Annotated in this window: 18 protein-coding genes; 2 read left to right on the top strand and 16 right to left on the bottom strand. The window is 71.0% G+C overall.

Annotation, left to right across the window (positions count from 1 at the left end; genetic code table 11):
- Window positions 1-110: 110 nt before the first annotated feature.
- The 9 genes from AB0B68_RS04100 to AB0B68_RS04060 all read right to left on the bottom strand — a co-directional run bounded on the left by AB0B68_RS04100 (window position 111) and on the right by AB0B68_RS04060 (window position 12608).
- Window positions 111-2483: a glycoside hydrolase family 65 protein gene (locus AB0B68_RS04100; protein WP_357203213.1), complete on the bottom strand. Its 2373-nt coding sequence runs from the start codon at window positions 2481-2483 to the stop codon at window positions 111-113.
- Window positions 2480-3283: a beta-phosphoglucomutase family hydrolase gene (locus AB0B68_RS04095; protein WP_357203211.1), complete on the bottom strand. Its 804-nt coding sequence runs from the start codon at window positions 3281-3283 to the stop codon at window positions 2480-2482. The genes AB0B68_RS04100 and AB0B68_RS04095 overlap by 4 nt, the downstream gene beginning before the upstream one ends.
- Before the next feature lie 59 nt (window positions 3284-3342).
- Window positions 3343-3807 carry a DUF4442 domain-containing protein gene (locus AB0B68_RS04090; protein ID WP_357203208.1) on the bottom strand — a complete coding sequence of 155 codons (465 nt, stop codon included), beginning with the start codon at window positions 3805-3807 and terminating at the stop codon, window positions 3343-3345.
- A gap of 71 nt (window positions 3808-3878) precedes the next feature.
- Window positions 3879-5177, bottom strand: a complete 1299-nt coding sequence (locus tag AB0B68_RS04085; RefSeq protein ID WP_357203205.1) for an ABC transporter ATP-binding protein — start codon at window positions 5175-5177, stop codon at window positions 3879-3881.
- A gap of 125 nt (window positions 5178-5302) precedes the next feature.
- A complete protein-coding gene (locus tag AB0B68_RS04080; protein ID WP_357257746.1) occupies window positions 5303-7513 on the bottom strand; it encodes a bifunctional glycosyltransferase family 2 protein/CDP-glycerol:glycerophosphate glycerophosphotransferase in 2211 nt (736 codons plus the stop codon).
- Window positions 7514-7527: 14 nt separating this feature from the next.
- Window positions 7528-9573, bottom strand: coding sequence for a DUF5941 domain-containing protein (locus AB0B68_RS04075; RefSeq protein WP_357257768.1), 2046 nt, complete (start codon window positions 9571-9573; stop codon window positions 7528-7530).
- Window positions 9574-9584: 11 nt separating this feature from the next.
- Window positions 9585-10331, bottom strand: a complete 747-nt coding sequence (locus tag AB0B68_RS04070; RefSeq protein WP_334507643.1) for an ABC transporter ATP-binding protein — start codon at window positions 10329-10331, stop codon at window positions 9585-9587.
- Between the two features lies 1 nt (window position 10332).
- Window positions 10333-11160, bottom strand: a complete 828-nt coding sequence (locus AB0B68_RS04065) for an ABC transporter permease (RefSeq protein WP_112581809.1) — start codon at window positions 11158-11160, stop codon at window positions 10333-10335.
- A 71-nt stretch (window positions 11161-11231) separates the two neighbouring features.
- A complete protein-coding gene (locus AB0B68_RS04060; RefSeq protein ID WP_357203197.1) occupies window positions 11232-12608 on the bottom strand; it encodes an L-serine ammonia-lyase in 1377 nt (458 codons plus the stop codon).
- A gap of 370 nt (window positions 12609-12978) precedes the next feature.
- Between AB0B68_RS04060 and AB0B68_RS04055 the strand changes: the two genes are divergently transcribed.
- A complete protein-coding gene (locus AB0B68_RS04055; protein ID WP_030486383.1) occupies window positions 12979-13188 on the top strand; it encodes a PspC domain-containing protein in 210 nt (69 codons plus the stop codon).
- An 82-nt stretch (window positions 13189-13270) separates the two neighbouring features.
- Here the strand turns inward: AB0B68_RS04055 and AB0B68_RS04050 are convergent, their stop codons facing one another.
- The 7 genes from AB0B68_RS04050 to pdxH form a co-directional block, all read right to left on the bottom strand.
- Window positions 13271-14134 (bottom strand): DUF4230 domain-containing protein, encoded by an 864-nt coding sequence (locus AB0B68_RS04050; RefSeq protein ID WP_355004975.1) that lies wholly within the window; start codon window positions 14132-14134, stop codon window positions 13271-13273.
- Between the two features lie 99 nt (window positions 14135-14233).
- The gene (locus tag AB0B68_RS04045; protein ID WP_357203194.1) at window positions 14234-15397 is read right to left on the bottom strand and encodes an acyl-CoA dehydrogenase family protein; all 1164 of its coding nucleotides are present in this window, start codon (window positions 15395-15397) and stop codon (window positions 14234-14236) included.
- Between the two features lie 44 nt (window positions 15398-15441).
- Complete coding sequence (locus AB0B68_RS04040) at window positions 15442-15747, bottom strand: type II toxin-antitoxin system VapB family antitoxin (RefSeq protein ID WP_030329612.1); 306 nt, start codon at window positions 15745-15747, stop codon at window positions 15442-15444.
- Between the two features lie 187 nt (window positions 15748-15934).
- Complete coding sequence (locus AB0B68_RS04035; RefSeq protein WP_357203191.1) at window positions 15935-16537, bottom strand: nitroreductase family protein; 603 nt, start codon at window positions 16535-16537, stop codon at window positions 15935-15937.
- A complete protein-coding gene (locus tag AB0B68_RS04030) occupies window positions 16537-17466 on the bottom strand; it encodes an aldose 1-epimerase family protein (RefSeq protein WP_357257744.1) in 930 nt (309 codons plus the stop codon). The genes AB0B68_RS04035 and AB0B68_RS04030 overlap by 1 nt, the downstream gene beginning before the upstream one ends.
- An 18-nt stretch (window positions 17467-17484) precedes the next feature.
- Window positions 17485-18783: an MFS transporter gene (locus tag AB0B68_RS04025; RefSeq protein ID WP_357203185.1), complete on the bottom strand. Its 1299-nt coding sequence runs from the start codon at window positions 18781-18783 to the stop codon at window positions 17485-17487.
- A complete protein-coding gene (pdxH, locus tag AB0B68_RS04020; RefSeq protein WP_357203216.1) occupies window positions 18780-19409 on the bottom strand; it encodes a pyridoxamine 5'-phosphate oxidase in 630 nt (209 codons plus the stop codon). The genes AB0B68_RS04025 and pdxH overlap by 4 nt, the downstream gene beginning before the upstream one ends.
- Before the next feature lie 278 nt (window positions 19410-19687).
- Between pdxH and AB0B68_RS04015 the strand changes: the two genes are divergently transcribed.
- The gene (locus AB0B68_RS04015; protein WP_091395245.1) at window positions 19688-20794 is read left to right on the top strand and encodes a citrate synthase 2; all 1107 of its coding nucleotides are present in this window, start codon (window positions 19688-19690) and stop codon (window positions 20792-20794) included.
- Window positions 20795-20840: the final 46 nt, after the last annotated feature.

Here is a 20840-nt window from a genome sequence, read left to right as displayed (position 1 = left end):
ACGGCATCATCCAGGTCTCCACCGGTGGCGCCGAATACCTCTCCGGTCCCTCGATCAAGGACATGGTCACCGGCGCGGTGGCGTTCGCCGCGTACTGACCGCCCCGCCCGTCACTGTTCGCGTTCGGGCAACCGCAGCAGCGGGGACCGGCCCGGTGGCTGCTCGGGCGGCGGGCCGGACGGCTCGGCCGGCGGCACCGGTACCGTCACCGGCTCGTCGCAGGTCACCCGCAGCACCTGGTCGTGGTGGCGCAGCTCCACCACGTCGTCCGGGCCGCCGTGTCGCAGCGAGTACGTCGTCTGGTGCGGCCGGACATCCACCCGCAGCGACAGCCCCCGCCACTGGAGCGAGAACTCCAACCGGCTGAGTCGGCTGGAGAGCCGGGGGGCGAAGGACAGCTCGCCGTCGTGGTCGCGTAGACCGCCGAACCCGCTGACCAGGGCAAGCCACGCGCCGGCCAACGACGCCATGTGAACGCCGTCGCGGGTGTTCTCGTTGAGGTCGTGCAGGTCCATCAACGCGGCCTCACGCAGGTAGGTGTGCGCGAGTTCGGGGTGGCCCACCTCGGCGGCGAGCACCGACTGGGTGCACGCCGACAACGACGAGTCGCGTACGGTGCGGCGCTCGTAGTAGAGGAAGTTGCGCACCTTCTCCTCGGGTGTGAAGGCGTCTCCCCGCCAGTGCATGGCGAGGACCAGGTCTGCCTGCTTCACCACCTGCTTGCGGTACAGCTCGAAGTACGGGTAGTGCAGCAGCAACGGGTACTTCTCCGCCGGTGTGTGCGTGAAGTCCCATTCCTGGAGTCGGGTGAAGCCCTCGACCTGCTGGTGGACCTCGAGTTCATCGTCGTACGGGACGTGCATCGAGGTGGCGGCGTCCCGCCAGCTCGCGGCCTCCTCGTCGGTGACCCCGAGGTGGAACGCCTCGTCCCGGTGGCGCATGACCACTTCGGCGGCGGCGAGCAAATTCCGCTGCGCCATCAGGTTGGTGTAGACGTTGTCGTTCTTCACTGCGGTGTACTCGTCCGGGCCGGTGACACCATCGATGTGGAACTGCCCGTGCCGGTCGTGGTGGCCGATCGAGCGCCACAGCCGGGCGGTCTCCACCAGCAGCTCCAGCCCGATCTCCCGTTCCAGCTGGGTGTCCCCGGTGACCATCACGTAGCGGCGCACGGCGTCGGCGATGTCGGCGGCGATGTGGAAGGCTGCCGTTCCGGCCGGCCAGTACCCGGATGATTCCGGGCCGCCGATGGTGCGCCAGGGGAAGGCGGCGCCCTTGAGGTTGAGCGTCTCGGCGCGTTCCCGCGCCGAATCCAGCGTGGTGTGTCGCCACTGCAACGCGCTGCGCACCGCGCTCGGCTGGGTGTACGTGAGCACCGGAAGGACGAACATCTCGGTGTCCCAGAAGGCGTGACCGTCGTAACCGGGGCCGGTCAGCCCCTTCGCCGAGATCGGCCGCTGCTCGGCCCGCGCGCCGGCCTGCAACACGTGGAAGAGCCCGAACCGGACCGCCTGCTGCACCTCCGGGTCGCCCTCGACCAGCACGTCGGAGGCGTCCCAGAACGCGTCGAGGTAGTTGCGCTGTTCCCGGTGCAGCCCGTCCCATCCGTCGAGTCGGGCGCCGGCCAGTGCCGCGCCGACCTGGTCGCGCAACGCCGGCAGGGACCGGCGACTCGACCAGCTGTACGTCAGATACTTGATCACCCGCAGCTTCTCGCCGGGCTGGAGCACGCAGGCGATCGTGGTCCGCACCCAGTCCTGGTAACCCTCGGACTCGATGGTGGTGTGGTCCGGGCCGTGCACCTCGTGCTCCATGGCGGCGGCGACCCGTAGACCGGAGACCTTCGTGCGGTGGATCAGCTGGCCGCCGTCGGGCGTGGTCAGCTCCTCCTCGGCCTGGAGAGGCGACTCCAGCACCGCCGCGACCCGGGGGTCCTTGCTCTGCGCGGGCAGCGATTCGTTCGCCACCAACTCGGACTGCACGATCAGCCGCAGCGGGCCGTCGACGGCCTCCACCTCGTAGCTGATGGCGGCCACGGACCGCTGGGTGAACGAGACGAGACGGGTGCTGCGGACCTTGACCTCCCGGCCGGCGGGCGAGCGCCAGTGCAGCTCCCGGTGCAGCGTGCCGGCCCGCAGGTCGAGGATCCGCTCGTGGGCGATCAGCTCGCCGTAACGCACGTCGAGCGGTTCGTCGTCGACCAGCAGCCGGATCAGTTTGCCGTTGGTGACGTTGACGATGGTCTGCCCGGACTCGGGGAAGCCGTAGCCCGCCTCCGCGTACGGGAGCGGACGCAGCTCGTAGAACGAGTTGAGGTAGGTACCGGGCAGGCCGTGCGGTTCGCCCTCGTCGAGGTTGCCCCGCAGGCCGACGTGCCCGTTGGAGAGCGCGAAGACCGACTCGGACTGGGCCAGCACGTCCATGTCCAGCCGGGTCTCCCGGACGTGCCACGGCTCGACCGGGTAGGCGCGCTCCCGAATCATCCGGAGCCTCGTTCGGCGGCGAGCGGGTCGGTGGCGGTGCGGTTCGGCGCCGGGGGGTTCGCGGCGTCGAGCAGGTCGGCGAGGTCGGTCACCACGATGTCGGCCCCGTGGGTCAGCAGCTCGTCGGCCTGCCCGACCCGGTCGACGCCGACCACGTAGCCAAAGCCACCGGCGCGGCCGGCGGCCACCCCGGAGAGCGCGTCCTCGAAGACGGCGGCCTGCGTCGGGTCGACGCCGAGCAGCCTGGCTCCGGCGAGGAACGAGTCGGGCTGTGGTTTGCCGCGCAGCCCCTGCGTGCGCGCGACGATCCCATCCACCCGGGCCTCCAGCAGCGGCTCCAGCCCGGCGGCGGCGACCACCTCGCCCCCGTTCGCGCTGGCGGTGACCACGGCTCGGCGGAGGCCGGCAGCGGCCGCCGCCTTCAGGTACCGCACCGAGCCCGGGTAGACCTCGACGCCCGCGGTACGCAGACGGTGCAGCAGCAGGACGTTCTTGCGGTTGCCCAGGCCGTTGACGGTCTCCGCCTCCGGCGGGTCGTCCGGGCTGCCCTCGGGCAGCACGATCCCTCGGGAGGCGAGGAACGACCGCACGCCGTCGGCCCGGGGGCGGCCGTCGACGTAGCGGTTGTAGTCCGGGCCCGGGTCGAACGGTTGGAACGGTTCGCCGGAGGTCGCTGCGCGCTGACGGAGGAACTCGTCGAACGTCTGCGTCCAGGCGGCGTTGTGTACGCGGGCGGTCTGCGTCAGCACACCGTCCAGGTCGAAGAGACAGGCGGTCACGTGAGCAGGTAGGCCCAGCACGGTACGAATCTATCCACCCTGCTGGGCACGCAAACCCATTTCGGCCGCCCTGAGGCGTTTCAGTTCGGTCGCAGCGTCCAGATCACTGTCATCTCCGAGGTCGGTTTGCCGTCCTCGGTGGTGAGCTGGACCTCGACGGGGAATTCCGGTCGTCGCCCGGCGGCCAACTCCTCGGTCACCTCGGCCGCCGGCCGGCCGAGTCGCGCGGTGGCCAGCACCGGCCCCATGGCGAGTTTCCGGTAGGCGATCTCGGCCCGGACGGCCAGTGGCACGGCCCGGTCGAGCAGTTGCCCGAAGGCAGCCAGCACGACCGCGCCGGAGGCCGTCTCGCCGAGGGTGAACATGGCACCGGCGTGCGGCCCGCCGATGTGGTTGTGGGTGGCCGCCGAGTCGGGCAGCCGGACGACTGCCCGCACGCCGCCCTCGGCCTCGGGTGCCACCTCGACGAACTCGATACCGAGCGTGCGAGCGAACGGCACCGCTTCCAGCATGCCGGCCGCCACCTGGCGGGAGTCGATAGTCATGGCCTGACGTTACTAACCGGTAACCAGGCCGGCAACCAGCGATTTCGCCGCCAGGGCACGGTCAGACGTCGTCAGCGCCAACCCACGTCGATCCGGTCGCCACGCTCGTCGAAGAAGTGCAGCGCGTCCATCCGTACCGAGACGGCGAGCGGGTGACCGGCGCTGACCGCCGGGTACGGCGCCAGCCGCACCGCCAGCTCCGCCGGGCGGCGGTGGTGCCGGCCCGGATCGGGGAGCACGCTGGTCTGGACGCCACTGGCCGGAGCCTCCTGCGTGTCCACCGGCTTGCCGGTGAGCCGCTGCATCACCGAGCCGAAGCGGCGTAGGCCGCGTTGGCCGACCGGCGGCGGGTCGAGCGGAGCACCCATCTCGTCGACCACGATCGCGGTCGCGCCGATGTCGAGGAACGCCAGGGACTCGTGCCCGTGGTGCTCCAGGTAGCGGATCCGCCCGCGCAGCACGTCGCCGGGGCTGTCGGGTGCGACCGGGGTGAGCGCCTCGGCCCGCATGCCGACCACGATCCGCTCACCGTGGTAGTGCGCCACCGCCCGACTGCGGATGTCGTTCCAGGGCAGGTAGAGCGACTGGTCACCGAGGTTGAGCGTGACGTACCGGTCGAGATGGACGTAGACCGACGCCTCCAGCAGGTTCATCCGTGGGCTGCCCAGGAACGCCGCGACGTAGAGCGTCGCCGGCCGGCCGTACACCTGGGTCGGTGTGCCCACGTCCTGGAGCACGCCGCGGCGCATGATCGCCACCCGGTCGGCCATGGTGAGCGCCTCGGCCTGGTCGTGTGTGACGTAGACAGTGGTGACGCCCAGCTCGCGGGTCAGGCCGGAGATCTCGGCGCGCAACTCGGCGCGCAGGCCGCTGTCCAGGTTGGACAGCGGCTCGTCCATCAGGAACAGGCCGGGCCGGCGGACGATCGCACGGCCCATCGCCACCCGCTGCCGCTGCCCGCCGGAGAGCTGACCGGGCTTGCGGGCCAGCACGTCACCGATGCCCAGCGCGCTCGCCACGTCGCTGACCCGCTCGCCCCGCGGCTCTGGCTCGACCCCGGCCAGTCGCAGCGGGAAGGCGATGTTGTCGCCGACCGTCATGTGCGGGTAGAGGGCGAAGTCCTGGAAGACCATGGCGATCCGGCGATCGCGTGGGGGGAGGTCGTTCGCCAACTCCCCGTCGAGCATCACCGCACCGGTGGTCGGCTCCTCCAGCCCGGCGATCATTCGCAGCACTGTCGACTTACCGCACCCGGAAGGCCCGAGCAGCACCAGGAATTCGCCGTCGTTCACATCGAGGTTGATGCTGTCGACGGCCAGCGTGCCATCTCGGAAAACCTTGGTCACATCCTTGAGCGTGACGGTACTCACCGTCTTCCCCCCAGCGCGCGTCGGCCGAACCCCCCAAGACTGTGACCAGGATCATGGGTTTGTGACATCGGGTAAACGTCTCATGTTCGATCGATGACGCTGCTATTACACGACAGAAACCGCGATCAGCAGCGCGTGGACCGCTCGTCCGGCTCCCCGAGGAACACCCGTCGCACCACGCGCTCGGCCGCCCGCCCGTCGTCCAACGTGCAGAACCGGGCCCGGAAATGCTCGCGGGCCTTGGTCACCGCGTCCGAGCGCACCCCGTCGGTGCGGAACACATCGAGCAGATCGGCGAAAGTGGAGGCCACCGCGCCCGGCGGTTCGGCGGTGACGTCGAAGTAGACCCCCCGCGCCAGCCGGTACGCCTCCCAGTCCGGGGTGTAGAGCACGATCGGCCGGTTCAACACCGCATAGTCGAACATGGCCGACGAGTAGTCGGTGACCAGCACATCCGCCACCAGGTACAGATCCTCCACCCGTTGATGGCCGCTGACGTCCCGCACCCGCTCCCAGTCCCTCGGCTGGCCGGGGCGTCGATCACGGTCGTGAAAGTAGTGACTGCGCATCAGCAACCGGCCCGAGTCACCCAGCGCCTGGACGAACCGGTCCGGGTCGAACGGTGGCCGGTAGCCGGGCAGGTGCTCGCGGTGCGTCGGGGCGTACAGGACGACCTGCTCATCGGGGTCGAGGCCGAACTCCGCGCGGAGTCGGCGCACCTCGTCCGGGCCCGCGGTGACCAGGCGGTCGTTGCGCGGGTACCCCACCTCCAGCGTGGTGTACGTGGCCGGGTACGCCCGGTCCCACATCTGGGTGGAGAAGCTGTTGGCGCTGACGCTGTAGTCCCAGCGGTCCACCCGGCGCAGCAGCCCGGCGAAGTCCATCCGGCCCGCGCCGATCGGGTGGCGCTGCTGATCAAGCCCCATCACCTTGACCGGCGTGCCGTGGTGAGTCTGGACGTGCACCTGTTCCGGTCGCTTGCGGACGAAGTCCGGAAAGTTGACGTTGTTGACCAGCCACCGGGCGCGGGCGAGCACCCGGTAGTACGCCGGCGTGCCGGCCACCACGTACTCCACTCCGGCCGGCACGGCCTCCACCCGGTCCCGGCGCACCACCCACACCCCGCGCACCCCCGGCGCCAACCGGCGGGCGACCTCGTAGATGGCCGCCGGGTTGCAGGAGTAGCCCCGGTACCAGTACGCGGCGTACACCGCGAGCGTCGGGTCGACCGGCCGCCGCAGCTCGGCCCGGTAGTACTCACGCAGCAGCCCGTCCCGGGTCAGCCGGGCACCGCGCCGGGCGACCGGGCCGACAGTGCGCCGCGCGGTGCGGGCCCGCCGACGGGCGGCGTCGCGGGCCCGGCTGGCCGCCCGCAACGCGCTGAAGGTGCGCCACCGGCCGGAGGCGACAAGCTTGTGCTTGATCCCCTCGACCCCGTCCGGCACCGGATAGCCGCCGGGCGGCAGCCATCGCTCGTAGTCCGCGGTGATCTGCGCGAAGAACGCCTCCCGCAGCTCCGGGGCGATCCGCTGACCGTTGCCGAGCACTGTCAGGTAGTGCCAGATCATCCGTTCGAAGACCGCCGGCCGCAGGGCCTCCGTCGCCGGCCCCCACGAATCCATCAGGTGGAAGACCCGGTGCCACTGCGGGAACACCTCGAAGTGCCGGTCACCCCGGGTCCGGGTGATCGCGCCGGCGCGGCGCTGGCGGTAGTTGACGCAGACCCGATCGAGTACGCCGATCCGGTGCGCGGCCATCAGCACCGGGTAGCTGAAGGAGACGTCCTCGTACCAGCCGGGCGCGAAACGCAACCCCAGGTCGGCGAGGAACTCCCGCCGGACCAGCCGGTTCCACGCGGTGTGCAGCAGGTGCATCGCCTGCGGCCGGTCCCGCAACCGGAAGGTGTCCGACCCCGGGGACTCCGGAAACACCTCGGCCATCGCGCTGCGGGTGGCGGTGTCGTTCCAGTGGGTGCGGACGTGGTCGACCAGCAGGACGTCCGGGCGGGTGACCCGCAACCGTTCGGCGACCTCGGTCAGGCATTCCGGAGCCAGCCAGTCGTCGCCGTCGAGGAACCACACGTACTCGCCGACGGCCCGGTCCAGCCCGATGTTCCGGGCCGGACCGAGGCCGACGTTCTCCGGCAGCCGGACCGAGTGGACCCGCTGGTCGCGGGCCGCGTACTCGTCGATGATGTCGCCGCTGGCGTCCGGCGAGCAGTCGTCGACGGCGATCACCTCGATGTCGGTCTCCGGCTGACCGAGGATGGAGTCCAGGCACTCCCGCAGGTATCCCTGCACCCGGAAGGCCGGCACCACGAAGCTGATCAGAGTCATCCGGCCGCCCTCCGTCAGCGCGGCGCGGCACCTCCAGCGCCCGCCGGCGCCACCGACGCCCGCGCGCTACGGGCCGGTCGCACGAACCAGGCCAGGACGACGCTCACCACGAAAACCACGAGAAGGTACGCACCGAGTGTAGCCAGTCCGATACCCGCAATACCGGCGATCGCCGCGAGGGCCAGCAGCACCGAACGCCCCTCCCAGCCCAGCGTCGCTGCGTGCAGGGGCGGTGCCGCCTGCCGCTTCTCCAGCCGGGCGGTCAGGTCGTAGTGGTGCACGGTGAGCACGAAGACGTACCCGAAGATCAGCCAGCCGGGTGCCGCACCGACCACCCCGACCGCGATGGCGAACAGGTACTCGGCGGCTCGCAACGCCGCGGGCACCAGCCAGTCCAGCGGGCCGTTGTGCGCCGCCCCGGCCCCGAGTCCACCGATGAGCAGCACCAGCAGTGCCACCGGCACCGCCCAGCGCAGCTCGTCCGGGGCGTCGCTCAGCAGCGCCGCTACCAGAAGCACCGCCGGGCCGAGCGCGGCGATGACCGCCAGGGTCAGTGGTCCCATCGGGCGGACCACCGGCAGCCAGCGGGCCAACGGGCCGTCGTCGCGGTGCAGGGTGGCGTCGACCGTGTCCAGCACCGGCACCCACATCCAGCGGGCCCGCAGGGTCCGCAGGGCCCCGGTGTACGCGAACGCCAGCACCCCCCAGACCAGGACGGCGATCAGGCTGACCAGTGGGTTGAACAGCGCCACGGTCAGCGCGATCAGCGCCCACCGCTCACCGATCGGGAAAACCACCGTCCGCTTCAGCCAGTACGACACCGACCCGGTGTCCGCCTGCACCCGGGTCGACGCGGCGTTGAGCCGGTCGCCGATCCCGCCGCTGGCGTTCGTGGCCGTACGCGGGCGGCGGGCCGCCTCGTCGTGCAGCACCCCGTACCAGGTGTCGGTCATGTGGCGGACGGTCTGCAACGTCATCGCGGCGATCGCGAGCGCCCACCCGTTGCCCAGCCCGGCGTGGCTCACACCGAAGCCCAACCCGGCGTAGACCAGGTACTCCTTGGCCCGGTCCGCCATGGTGTCCAGCCAGCCACCCCAGGCGCTGAAGTGCCGGGTGTAGCGGGCCAGTTGGCCGTCCACGCAGTCGAGCACGAAGCCGAGGTAGAGCAGCACCGCGCCACCGACCAGCGCGGGCCGCCCACCGATCCCGAACAGCACCGCCGCGCCAAGCGCGAAGAGCACCGAGATCACCGTGACCCCGGTCGGGGTGAGCCGGAGCCGGGCCGAGAGCCGGACCAGGTACGGCGACCAGGTGCTGACGAAGTAGGTGGAGAAGAAGTCGTCCTTCTCCTTCACCGACAGCCGCAACTCGGCCCGGTCCTCGTCGACAGCGGTCACCGCCGCCTCGGCAGCGGTCAGCCCGGCCGGGTCCTCGACCCGGTGGGCGACGAGCAGACGTACCCGCTGGGCGAAGATCAGGGTGCCGAGCGCCGCGAGACCCGCGAAGAGCCGGTCCACGGCGGACCCGGGGCCACCGGGCGCCACCGACCCTCCGGGCCCGGCTCCGACCGTCGCCGGCAGCGGCGCCACGTCGCCGGCCGGGCCGATCGGGGCGGCGACGGGAAGCATCCCGGACGCGGCCGCCCGGGCGGCGGCCGCGAGGGTCGGCAGGTCGTCCACGCCGACCCGCAGCGCGCCGCCGAACACGCCGGTGGCGGCCCCGTCGAGGGCGTCCAACGCGCCGGCGTCGACCACCTGGCCGCGCTCCTCCCGCACAGCGGTCCGACCGGGCACCGGCGGGTCGCCGAGCACCAGCGCCACGGTGGGGCCCACCGGGCTGGTGGCCAGGTGCCGCAGTACGGCGGTGTGCGCGACCAGGTCGGTGCCGGTGATCAGCACCGGGGCGGTCGCGGTGGTGACCAGGTCGGACAACTCGTCGAGGGTGGCGGCGAAGCGCACCTCGTCCGCCCCGGCCAGGCGCAACTGGGCGGCCAACCGATCGGCCAGCGGTTCACCTGTCGCAGTGGTGAGGCCCGTCGCGGACGTTCCGGCGGCGAGCACGATCGCGAGCGTCACCGCGGAACCGCTGCGTGGTACGCGTCGAGCGCCTCGGCAATGGTGCCGTCGAGCGTCAACCGGCCCGCGTCGAGGTACAACCCCCGACGACAGAACCGGGTCAGGTCCTTTTCGTTGTGTGACACCAGCACCAGCGTGCGCCCCTCCCCGAGCAGACGATCAATCGTCGCGTAACACTTCTTGCGGAACTCCGCGTCCCCGACCGCGGTCACCTCGTCCATCAGCAGGATCGGGTGCGGCAGGTGCGAGATGATCGCGAAGCCCAGCCGCACCTTCATCCCCGACGAGTAGTGCCGCACCGACGTGTCGATGGCACGTTCCACCTGCTCACCGGCGAACTCGACGATCTCGTCGAAGTGCCGCTTCAGGTAGCTCGTCGACAGTCCGTGCAGCCCACCGACCAGGTGCAGGTTCTCCCGCCCGGTCAGGTCGTTGGAGAAACCGGCGGACAACTCCAGCAACGGCGCCACCGCGCCGTGCACCCGGATGTCGCCCTCGTCCGGGATGAGCACCCCGGCGATCAGCCGCAGCAGCGTGCTCTTGCCGGTGCCGTTGCGCCCGATCACCCCGACGGTCTCGCCGGGCTGCACTGTGAACGACACGTCCCGCAACGGCCAGAACTGGCCGGGCAGCGCGCCACGGGCGCCCCGGTGGATGAACAACTCCCGCAGGCGGAGCTGACGGCGACGGTTGCGGACGAACCGAATGCCCAGGCCGTCCGCCTCGATGATCGGCGCGGCCACCTCAGAGCTCCTTGAGCACGGCGGGCTCCAACCGGCGGAACGACCACCAACCGGCGGCCAGCACCAGAAGGCTGCCGACGATCGTGGTGGCGAGCAGCCGGGCGTCCGGGAACTCGTCCGGGTACCAGATCGCGTGGTGCAGCTGGAAGATCCCGACCAGCGGGTTCAGCTCGTACACCACCTTCAGCCAGCCGGGCAGCCCGGACTCCCGGACCAGGCTGAGCGGATAGATGATCGGCGTGGCGTAGAAGAGCACCCGGATGATCAGCCGCATCAGCCGTTCCACGTCGCGCATCAGCACGTTCCACGCGGACAGCAGCAGGGCGAGCCCGGTCAGCAGGACGGCCTGGACGGCCACCGCCAGCGGCAGGGAGAGCAGCGACCAACCCGGGTGGATCCGGCCGTGCACCGCGTAGATCACCGCGATGGCGATCAGGATCGGCAGGCCGGCCGCGTACTCGGCGAACCGGCCGGTGACCCGGCCGATCGGAAACACCTGACGCGGCACGTTCATCGTGGTGATCAGCCGGGACTGGCCGGTCAGCGCATTCGTCGCCTCACTCAGCGCGGAGCTGGTCCACATCCAGGCGAAGATGCCGGTGATCAGGAACAACGGGTACGACCCGGCCGCCTCACCGAGGTGCCGACCGGTGTCCCGGGAGTAGAGCACCCCGAAGACGAACCAGTAGATGGCGCCCATGCCGAGCGGCTCGATCAACGACCAGAAGTAGCCCAGCACCGACTGCTGGTACTTGACCGCGAGATCCCGCCTGACCAGGATGCGCAGCGAGTTGCGGTGCGACCACAACGCCGCGACGCCAGAGGTCACCGCAGCCTCCCGCCTCCTGAAACGGACGACAGGTTAGCAGTCGGTGAACGATTGCCCCGAATCGACCGGACTCAGCACTCGATCACGTTGACGGCCAAACCGCCACGCGCCGTCTCCTTGTACTTGACCTTCATGTCGGCGCCGGTCTCCCGCATGGTCTTGATGACCTTGTCCAGCGACACCTTGTGCACCCCGTCGCCGCGCAACGCCAACCGGGCGGCCGTGATCGCCTTGATGCTAGCCACCGCGTTCCGCTCGATGCAGGGGATCTGCACCAGGCCACCCACCGGGTCACAGGTCAACCCGAGGTTGTGCTCCATCCCGATCTCGGCCGCGTTCTCCACCTGCTCCGGGGTGCCACCGAGCGCCTCGGCCAGCCCCGCCGCCGCCATCGAGCACGCCGAACCGACCTCACCCTGGCAGCCCACCTCGGCGCCCGAGATCGAGGCGTTCTCCTTGAACAGGACACCGATCGCGCCCGCCGTCAGCAGGAACCGCACCACACCCTCGTCATCGGCGTCCGGCACGAACCGGGTGTAGTAGTGCAGCACCGCCGGAATGATCCCGGCCGCGCCGTTGGTCGGCGCGGTGACCACCCGGCCACCAGCGGCGTTCTCCTCGTTGACCGCCAGCGCGAACAGGGTCACCCAGTCCATCGCGTGCAGCGGGTCGGCCGACCCGGCCTCCGCCTCGGCCTCCAGGCCACGCCGCAGCTCCGCCGCGCGCCGCCGGACCTTCAACCCCCCAGGGAGTACGCCGTCGCGCTCGCAGCCGTTGCGCACGCACTCCTGCATCACCCGCCAGATCTCCAGCAGACCGGCCCGGATGTCCGCCTCGCTGCGCCAGGAACGCTCGTTGGCGAGCATCACCTCGCTGATCGACAGCCCGGTGCGGGTGGTGACGTCGAGGAGTTGCGCCCCGGTCAGGAAGGGGTACCGCACCACGGTGCTGTCCGGCTTGATCCGGTCCGCCCCGGCAGCCGCCTCGTCCACCACGAACCCGCCACCGACCGAGTAGTAGGTGCGGCTGCGCAGCTCGGCACCGGCCCGGTCGTACGCCGCGAAGGTCATCCCGTTCGGGTGGTACGGCAACGACCGCCGGCGGTGCAGTGTCAGATCCCGATCCGGGTCGAAGTCGATCTCGTGCGCGTCGAGGATGTTGATCCGCCGCTCGGCCCGGATCCGCTCGACACGAGGACCGACGGTGTCCGTGTCGACGGTCTCCGGCGACTCCCCGGCCAACCCGAGCAGCACCGCCGGACCACTGCCGTGGCCGTGCCCGGTGGCACCCAGCGAGCCGAAAAGCTCGGCCTGCACCCGCGCCGTGTCGCTGAGCAGCCCGTCGGCCTTCAGCCCTCCGACGAACGTCCGCGCGGCCCGCATCGGCCCCACCGTGTGTGAGCTGGACGGCCCGATACCGACGCTGAAGAGGTCGAAAACACTGATCATGGCTGCGCTTCCTCGCCGTCGTCCCGGCGTACGGGACCCGGCCGGGTCGTGACCGCCGGTCTGGCGGCCCCGCTCGTGACCGTCCGGGGTATGGGTGCCGGCCTCCCGGGGTGTGGAAGGCCGATCTACCAGCCTACCTGCCCAGCTCACCCGCCACCCGGTCCGGGACGTGAACACCCGACCACCGTCTCCCGCCCCGCCTGGCTGCGGCGGGCGGGCGGCTCGGGGAGGCGTCAGCGAGGGGTTGCCCGGGTAAAGCACCTACGGGTCCACGGGTCGCCGCTCCTCCTCGAGACCGAGGGCGAGGTGGCCATCCCTTTCTACCGTGGATTGCAGACGCGGCGCACCGCCGCAGAGTGGGAGTACGACGATGAGTCGCAAACTGGTTCGGCCCCGCGAGGGGCGCATGATCGCTGGTGTCTGCGCCGGCCTCGGGCGGCGGTTCGGCATGTCGGCCGGAATGGTCCGGCTGCTGTTCCTGCTGTCGCTGCTGCTGCCCGGCACGCAGGTGATCGTCTACCTGATCCTGTGGGTGCTGATGCCGAACGAGGACCGCTACCTCGCGTCCACCGGACACTGATCCCCGCGCCACACCCCCACGGAACCGGAAGCGCCCGCTCCGACGGAGGTCGGGGCGGGCGCTTCGGCGTACGGAGGGCAGGTCAGGGGGCGATGTAGGTGACAGTGATCTGCTGGTAGCCGAGGGAGCGGAGCAGCCCCTCCAGCATCTTGCGGGTGTTCTCCTCGGCTCGGGCCGAGAGCCCGCTGTCCCGGGCGGCGGCGGTGATCCGGTCCTCGGCGAGCTTGTAGACCTGCTGCTGCCGGTTGGGGTCGTTGCCGACCAGGTCACCGAGTCGGTTGAGCAGACCGCGCTGCTCGGCGAAGACGTAGCTCTTCTCCATGTCGAGGTTGGTCTCACCGAGTTGCGGCGCGGGCAGTTTGATCTCGACGGACTTGCCGTCGGCGGACTGGACGACGGCGCCCTCACCGATCTTGGTGAAGTCGACGTACGCCTCGACACTGCCGGCCCCGACGAACAGGGTGCGCTCGTTGAGCAGGAAGTCCGGAACGTTGCGCCTGTCGTTCTGCGTGTCGACCACGACCTGGAAGTTGCCCTCCGCGGCCACGTAGCGGCTGAGGTCCTGGATCGACTTCAGCAGCGGTGGCTGACTGCGGTCGGTCTGCTCCTTGGCGAACGGGTTGCGGAACTCCGGCAGAATGCCGGTCGCCTGGATGCCGAGCAGCACGACCACGGCCAGCGCGGCGGCGCCGAGCAGCAGGAGCAGACCACGGGCCGCCCCACCGCCACCACCACCGACGGGGCCATCGCCACCGCTCGTCGGGCCACCGGGATCTCCAGGCCCACCGGGGCCAGCGGGTCCACCGGGACCGGCCGGCTCGCCGGGGCCACCCGGCGTGTCCATGGTCCACCCGGTTGTAGCGGTCGACCGCGCCTTGAGATCGTCACCGGTCGGGTAACCGGGGAACTCTCTCGTGGGCTCGTTGCTGCCAGCGTCGCGGGCCATCACGCTCACCGTCCTCGTCAGACACGTCGTCTGTCAATGACGGTACGGCCCCGATACGACAGTCGCGCGGCGAGCGCCAGGAAGTGACAAACGAGCAGGTCAGGCGAACGCGGAGAGCCCGGTCAGCCGCTGACCGATGACCAGTTGGTGGATCTCGGAGGTGCCCTCGTAGGTCAGCACGCTCTCCAGGTTGTTGGCGTGCCGCATCACCGGGTACTCACCGGAGACACCGTTGGCGCCGAGGATGGTGCGGCACTGCCGGGCGATGGCCAGCGCCTCCCGCACGTTGTTCAGCTTGCCCACGCTGACCTGCTCGGGCCGCAGTCGCCGGGCGTCGGCGAGCCGGCCCAGGTGCAGCGCGAGCAGTTGCCCCTTCACCAACTCGACGGCCATGTCGGCGAGCTTCGCCTGGGTGAGTTGGAAGCCGGCCAGGGGGCGACCGAACTGGGTGCGGGTGGTCGCGTACGCCAGTGTGGTTTCCAGGCAGTCGCGGGCCGCGCCCACCGCTCCCCAGACGATGCCGTAGCGGGCCTCGGTGAGGCAGCTCAGCGGTGCCTTGAGCCCGACCGCCTCGGGTAGTTGGGCGTCGGCCGGGAGCCGGACGTCGTCGAGCACGATCTCGCCGGTCACCGACGCGCGCAGCGACATCTTGCGGCGGATCTCGCGGGCCGTGACGCCGGGGGTGTCCATGGGTACGGCGAAACCCCGTACGCCCTCGTCGGTGCGGGCCCAGATCACCGCGACGTCCGCGATCGGGGCGTTGGTGATCCACATCTTCCCGCCGGTGAGCACCCAGTCGTCGCCGTCGCGGCGGGCCCGGGTGGCCATCGAGGCGGGGTCGGAGCCGTGATCCGGCTCGGTCAGGCCGAAGCAGCCGATCGCCTCACCGGTGGCCATCGACGGCAGCCACCGTTGCTTCTGCTCCTCGCTGCCGTAGCGCCAGATGGCGTACATGGCGAGCGATCCCTGCACGGAGACCAGGGAGCGGAGGCCGGAGTCGCCGGCTTCCAGCTCCTGGCAGGCCAGGCCGTAGGCGACAGCGGAGGCGCCGGCGCAGCCGTAGCCGGTCAGGTGCATGCCGAGCAGGCCGAGCTTGCCGAACTCACGGGCCAGTTCCCGGGCGGGCACCCGGCCGTCCTCGTACCAGTCGGCGACGTGGGGTCGCACCCGGTCGTCGACGAGTTGGCGGACGACGTCGCGGATCTGCCGCTCCTCCTCGCTGAGCGACGGGTCCAGGTCGAGCAGATCCAGCGCAGCGGTCATGGACGCCACCCTAACGAAGGTTCAGCGCGGGAAAGAAGGGCTCGTCACTCGATGGGCTCGGAGAGCACCAGCACCCGCGCGTGGATCTGGTTGCGCTGCTGGAGGGCTGCGCGCAGCGCCCGGTGCAGCCCGTCCTCCAGGTAGAGCCCGCCGTTCCACTGCACGACGTGCGGGAAGAGGTCACCGTAGAAGGTCGAATCCTCGGCGAGGAGTTTGTCCAGCGCCAACTCGCGCTTGGTGGTGATCATCTGATCCAGGCGCAGTGGCCTCGGCGGGATCTCCGCCCACTGCTTGAGCGTCAGATTGTGCTCCGGATAGGGACGCCCGTCCCGGACCGCTCTGAAGATCACGACGGCACGCTCCCCTCCCCGTGGCCGGGCCGACCGACGGCGCCGAGCCGGGCCGCGGCGGGCACCGCGCGGCGCGGCACCGATGACCGTGCCAGCCTAGCCGCCCAGCGCACGCTACGTTCTGCTCCCTGATGTCAGTTTCGCTATCGCTCGTCCGATCCTGAACCGGACGAACGGGACGTCCGTGTCAGTTCCACCGGCCGCGCCGCACCACCTCGTCCATTGGACGACGTCCACGGCGCAACGATGGTGACCGATGGTCGGCCGCACGGTAACCGATTGTGACGGCACCGATGGGTTGGTACTCCGCCGGCACGCCGAACGCGTCCCGGTAGGCGGCGAGCCGCTGCTGTGGAATGCCGAAGAAGCACGCCCCCAGCCCCTCGTCCACTGCGGTGAGCAGCATCAGCAACGCCGCGAAGCCGGCGTCCACGTGCCAGTACGGCACCGGCCACCGGTCCGTGGACTGATCCGTCCAGCCCTTGTCCGGCTCCGCGTACCGCCGCAGGTAGGCCGACTCGTTGGCGTGCGGCACCACGATCACTGGTGCCCGGCGCATGCCCGCGAGCCACCGCTCCCGCCCACCGCCCTCGGGGGTGGTGGCCGCCCAGAACCGCTCCCGATCGGCCAACTCCTCCAACACCAGGAAACCCCAGCCCTGGGCGAAGCCGGCCGACGGCGCGCGGACCGCGTGGTCGAGCAACCGGTCCACCACGTCGGGCGGGACCGGGCGGTCCGGGTCGTAGTTGCGCACCATCCGCCGTCGGCGGACGACCTCGGCGAACTCCATCAGGCGCCGGGGCGGATGCCCCAGGCACCTCGCCAGGTCGCGCCGGACTTGAGGGTGAGCAGGTCCTTGCCCGACCGGAACGCGTCCGGTGGGCAGGTCATCGGCTCGATTGCCACCGAACGGCGGTGCCGCTCGCCGGTGAGGGCGTCCCCGGTGAACACCTGCCACCAGCCGAACTCGGCGTCCGCCCAGATGCTCACCGCGGCCGAACCGTCCGGCGCGGCGAGGCTCACCGACGAACCGCCGTCGGCGTCGGAGATCACCTCGCCGAAGCAGGAGTCCAACACGGCAGCGCCGATCCGGCGGGGGCTGGTCCAGTCGTACTCGGTGCCGGCCACCGGGGTGACCCCCACCGGCAGCAGTCGACCGTCCACCAGCACCCGGCTGCGGGTGGGCAGCCGCATCACCAGGTCGTCCACCGCGACGCCCGGCAGTTGCAGGTACGGGTGCACGGAGAAGCCGAACGGGGCGAGCTCCCCGCCGATGTTCGTCACCTCGTGCTCGGCGCGCAGCCCGTCCGCGTCGACGCTCCACCGGCTGCGTAGCCGCAGCGGCCACGGGTAGCCGGGCTGCGGCGGCAGGTCGTATCCGACCGTCACGGCGTCCGCCGACTGCTCCAGCAACTGCCACGGCACCCAGTTGACCAGCCCGTGGATGGCCACGTGCCGCTCCGGCTCGGTCAGCGAAAGCTGGTGCGTCCGCCCGTCGAACGAGTAGCGACCATCGCGGATCCGGTTCGGCCACGGTGCCAGCACCTGCCCGGTGCAACCGGGGCAGACCTCGTCGGTCCGGTACCCGTCGAGCAGGTCGACACCGTCGCGCCGGTACGTCCGGAGCCCACCGCCGACCTCCACGATGACGGCCTCGTGGCCGGCGGCGGAGATGGTCCACTGGGCGCCGGAGAACGGGCGCGGATCGGGGCTTTCCATGCCGGCGACACTAACCGGTCAGGTCCGGTTGTCGCTCGACGCCGTCGCCGCCCGGTAGCGCAGCAGCGCCGGGAACGCGACAGCGAGCACCACCACGAGCACCGCGGAGGCGAGCCCACCGGCCACCCAGGCCACCCCTCCACCGAACCCGGCGGCCATGGTGCCGGCGCGCAGATCACCCAGGCGTGGGCCACCCGCCACCACCACCGTGTTCACGCCCTGGAGTCGGCCGCGCATCCGGTCCGGTGCGTAGACCAGCAGCATCGACTGACGCAGCACCGCGCTGATCAGGTCGGCGGCGCCGGCCACGGCGAGCAGCACGACCATCAGCCAGAGCTGGTGGGCCAATCCGGCGGCGGCGATCGCCAGGCCCCAGCCGACCACCGCGAGCACCAGGCCGAGCCCCTGCCGGCGGAGCCGGCCGATCCAGCCGGAGGTCAACCCACCGATCATCGAGCCGATCGCGATGGCGCTGTAGAGCAGACCGACCGAGCCACCGCCACCAAATCGCTCGTGCGCGATCTCCGGAAAGAGGGCCCGTGGCATGGCGAGGATCATCGCGATCAGGTCCACCGCGAAGGACAGCAGCAGGACCGGGGTGGTGGCCAGGTAGCGGAACCCGTCGACGACGCTGGCCAGACCGGCACGCCGAACCTGGCCGTCGGCGCTGGGCTCGGGCGGGAGCGAGGGCAGCCGCAGCGCCGCCCAGAGCATCGCGGTGAACAGCACCGCGTCCAGCCCGTAGGCGATCGGCAGGACCACAGTGGTGTCCGGCGAGGCGGAGAGGATCAGACCGGCGGCGAGCGGGCCGGCGACCGAGGCGGCGGTGAAGGTCGTGTAGTTCAGGGTGGTCGCGGACGCCACCAGGTCCTCCGGCACCAGCCGGGGCAGCATGGCGCTACGGGCCGGCGAGCTGATCGCGAAGGCCACCGACTGCAACGCCATCAACGCCAGCAGCAGCACCGGGCTGCCCACGTCCAGCACCGCCTGGAGCAGCAACCCGAGAGTGGATGCCCAGAGCAACAATGAGCCGCCGAGCAGCACCGCACGCCGGTCACGGGCGTCGGCGACCGCGCCGCCCCAGAGCCCGAAGACCAGCAACGGTACGAAGGCAGCCACGCCCAGCAGGCCCACCCAGAACGAGTCCCGGGTCAGGGCGTACATCTCCACCGGCACCGCGACGGCGGTGAACTGGAAGCCGAACATCGCCACCGTGTTGCCGAGCCAGAGCCGGCGGTACGCCGGAACCCGCAGCGGACGCACGTCGATCGCCCAGCGGCGCGCTGCGCGCGGCCGGGTCTCCCGCACACCCGTCACGGCGCCAACCGCTCGACGATCCAGCCACCCTCGTCGAGGCGACGGAAGCGAAGCCGGTCGTGCAACCGGCCGGCCCGGCCCTGCCAGAACTCCACCGACTCGGGTTGGACCCGCAGCCCTCCCCAGTGCGACGGGGTCGGGATCTCGGCCTGGTCGGCGAACCGCTCGACCGCCTCCTGGTACCGCTGCTCCAACGCCGCCCGATCCGACACCACCTGCGACTGCGGGCTGGCCCAGGCACCCAGTTGGGAGCCGCGCGGTCGGCTGGCGAAGTACGCCTCGCTCGTGGCGCGGTCGACCGGCGTGACCCGTCCGGCGACCACCACCTGACGCTGCATGGAAAACCACGGAAAGACCAGGCTGGCGTACGGGTTGGCGGTCGCCTCGACGCCCTTGCGCGACAGGTGGTTGGTGAAGAAGACGAAGCCCTCCGGGTCGTACCCCTTCAGCAGCACCGTCCGCCCGCTCGGCCGGCCGGCCGAGTCGGCGGTGCCCACCACCATGGCGTTCGGTTCGGGTAGCCCGAAGGCCACCGCGTCGGCGAACCAGCTGTCGAACTGGGTGTGCCAGTCGGCGGCCAGGTCAGCCTCGGTCAGGCCCAGGTCCGCGGCGTACTCGTTACGCATCGCGGCCGGGGCGGGTGTGTCGCCCGTCACGTCCCACTCCTTCTCGGGGGCCCCACCAGCACCCTCCCGCGCTGACCAGCCCGCCCTGCCCAGTCTCACCGAGCCGGACGGAGAATGCGCGTCCGGGGATGTCGCGTGCAGCACAGTCGCAGCGGGTCGCGTATCCCTTACTCAGCAGGCAGTATGTTGCGAACACATCCCTGAGGGTCGCCTAAGGCGCTCGGCCGATCCGGGCCGGATGAGCGATCGGGCGCACCGACCAGATCCAGGAGAGCGACATGGCCGATTTCAAACCCGGGCTGGAGGGCGTCGTCGCCTTCGAGACCGAGATCGCCGAACCTGACCGCGAGGGCGGTGCGCTGCGCTATCGCGGAGTGGACATCGAGGATCTGATCGGCCAGGTGTCGTTCGGCAACGTGTGGGCGCTGCTCGTCGACGGCCGGTTCGGGCCGGGCCTGCCGCCGGCGGAGCCGTTCCCGGTGCCGGTGCACTCCGGTGACATCCGCGTCGACGTGCAGTCCGCGGTCGCCATGCTGGCCCCGTACTGGGGTCTCAACCAACTGCTGGACATCTCCGACGAGCAGGCCCGTGAGGATCTCGCCCGGGTCTCGGTGACCGCGCTCTCCTTCGTCGCCCAGTCCGCCCGCGGCCTCGGCCTGCCGGCGGTGCCGCAGAAGGAGATCGACAAGGCGCAGACCATCGTCGAGCGGTTCATGAAGCGCTGGCGCGGCGAGCCGGACCCGCGGCACGTCAAGGCAGTCGACGCGTACTTCATCTCGGCCGCCGAGCACGGCCTCAACGCGTCCACCTTCACCGCTCGCATCGTCGCCTCCACCGGTGCGGACGCGGCTGCCTGCATCTCGTCGGGCATCGGCGCCCTCTCCGGCCCGTTGCACGGCGGCGCCCCGTCGCGGGTGCTCAGCATGCTGGAGGCGGTGGAGCGCAGCGGCGACGCGGAGGGCTACGTCAAGGGCGTCCTCGACCGCGGTGAGCGGTTGATGGGCTTCGGCCACCGCGTCTACCGTGCCGAGGACCCGCGCGCCCGAGTGCTCCGGCGTACGGCCAAGGAACTGGGCGCGCCGCGCTTCGAGATCGCCGAGGCGCTGGAGAAGGCGGCCCTCGCCGAGCTCCAGGCCCGCCGCCCGGACCGGGTGCTGGCCACCAACGTCGAGTTCTGGTCGGCCGTGGTGCTGGACTTCGCCGAGGTGCCGGCGCACATGTTCACCTCGATGTTCACCTGCGCGCGGATGGGCGGCTGGAGCGCGCACATCCTGGAGCAGAAGCGCCTGCAGCGGCTGGTCCGCCCATCCGCCCGCTACATGGGCCCGGAGACCCGCAAGCCGTCCGACGTCGAGGGCTGGGCAGCAATCCCGCACGGCGTCTGAGCTGGTCGACAAGGGGCCTTCCTCGACGCCGGACGTCGAGGAAGGC

Source organism: Micromonospora sp. NPDC049049, assembly GCF_040649115.1.
GTDB lineage: Bacteria > Actinomycetota > Actinomycetes > Mycobacteriales > Micromonosporaceae > Micromonospora.
This window is presented reverse-complemented; position numbering and strand designations above follow the sequence as displayed.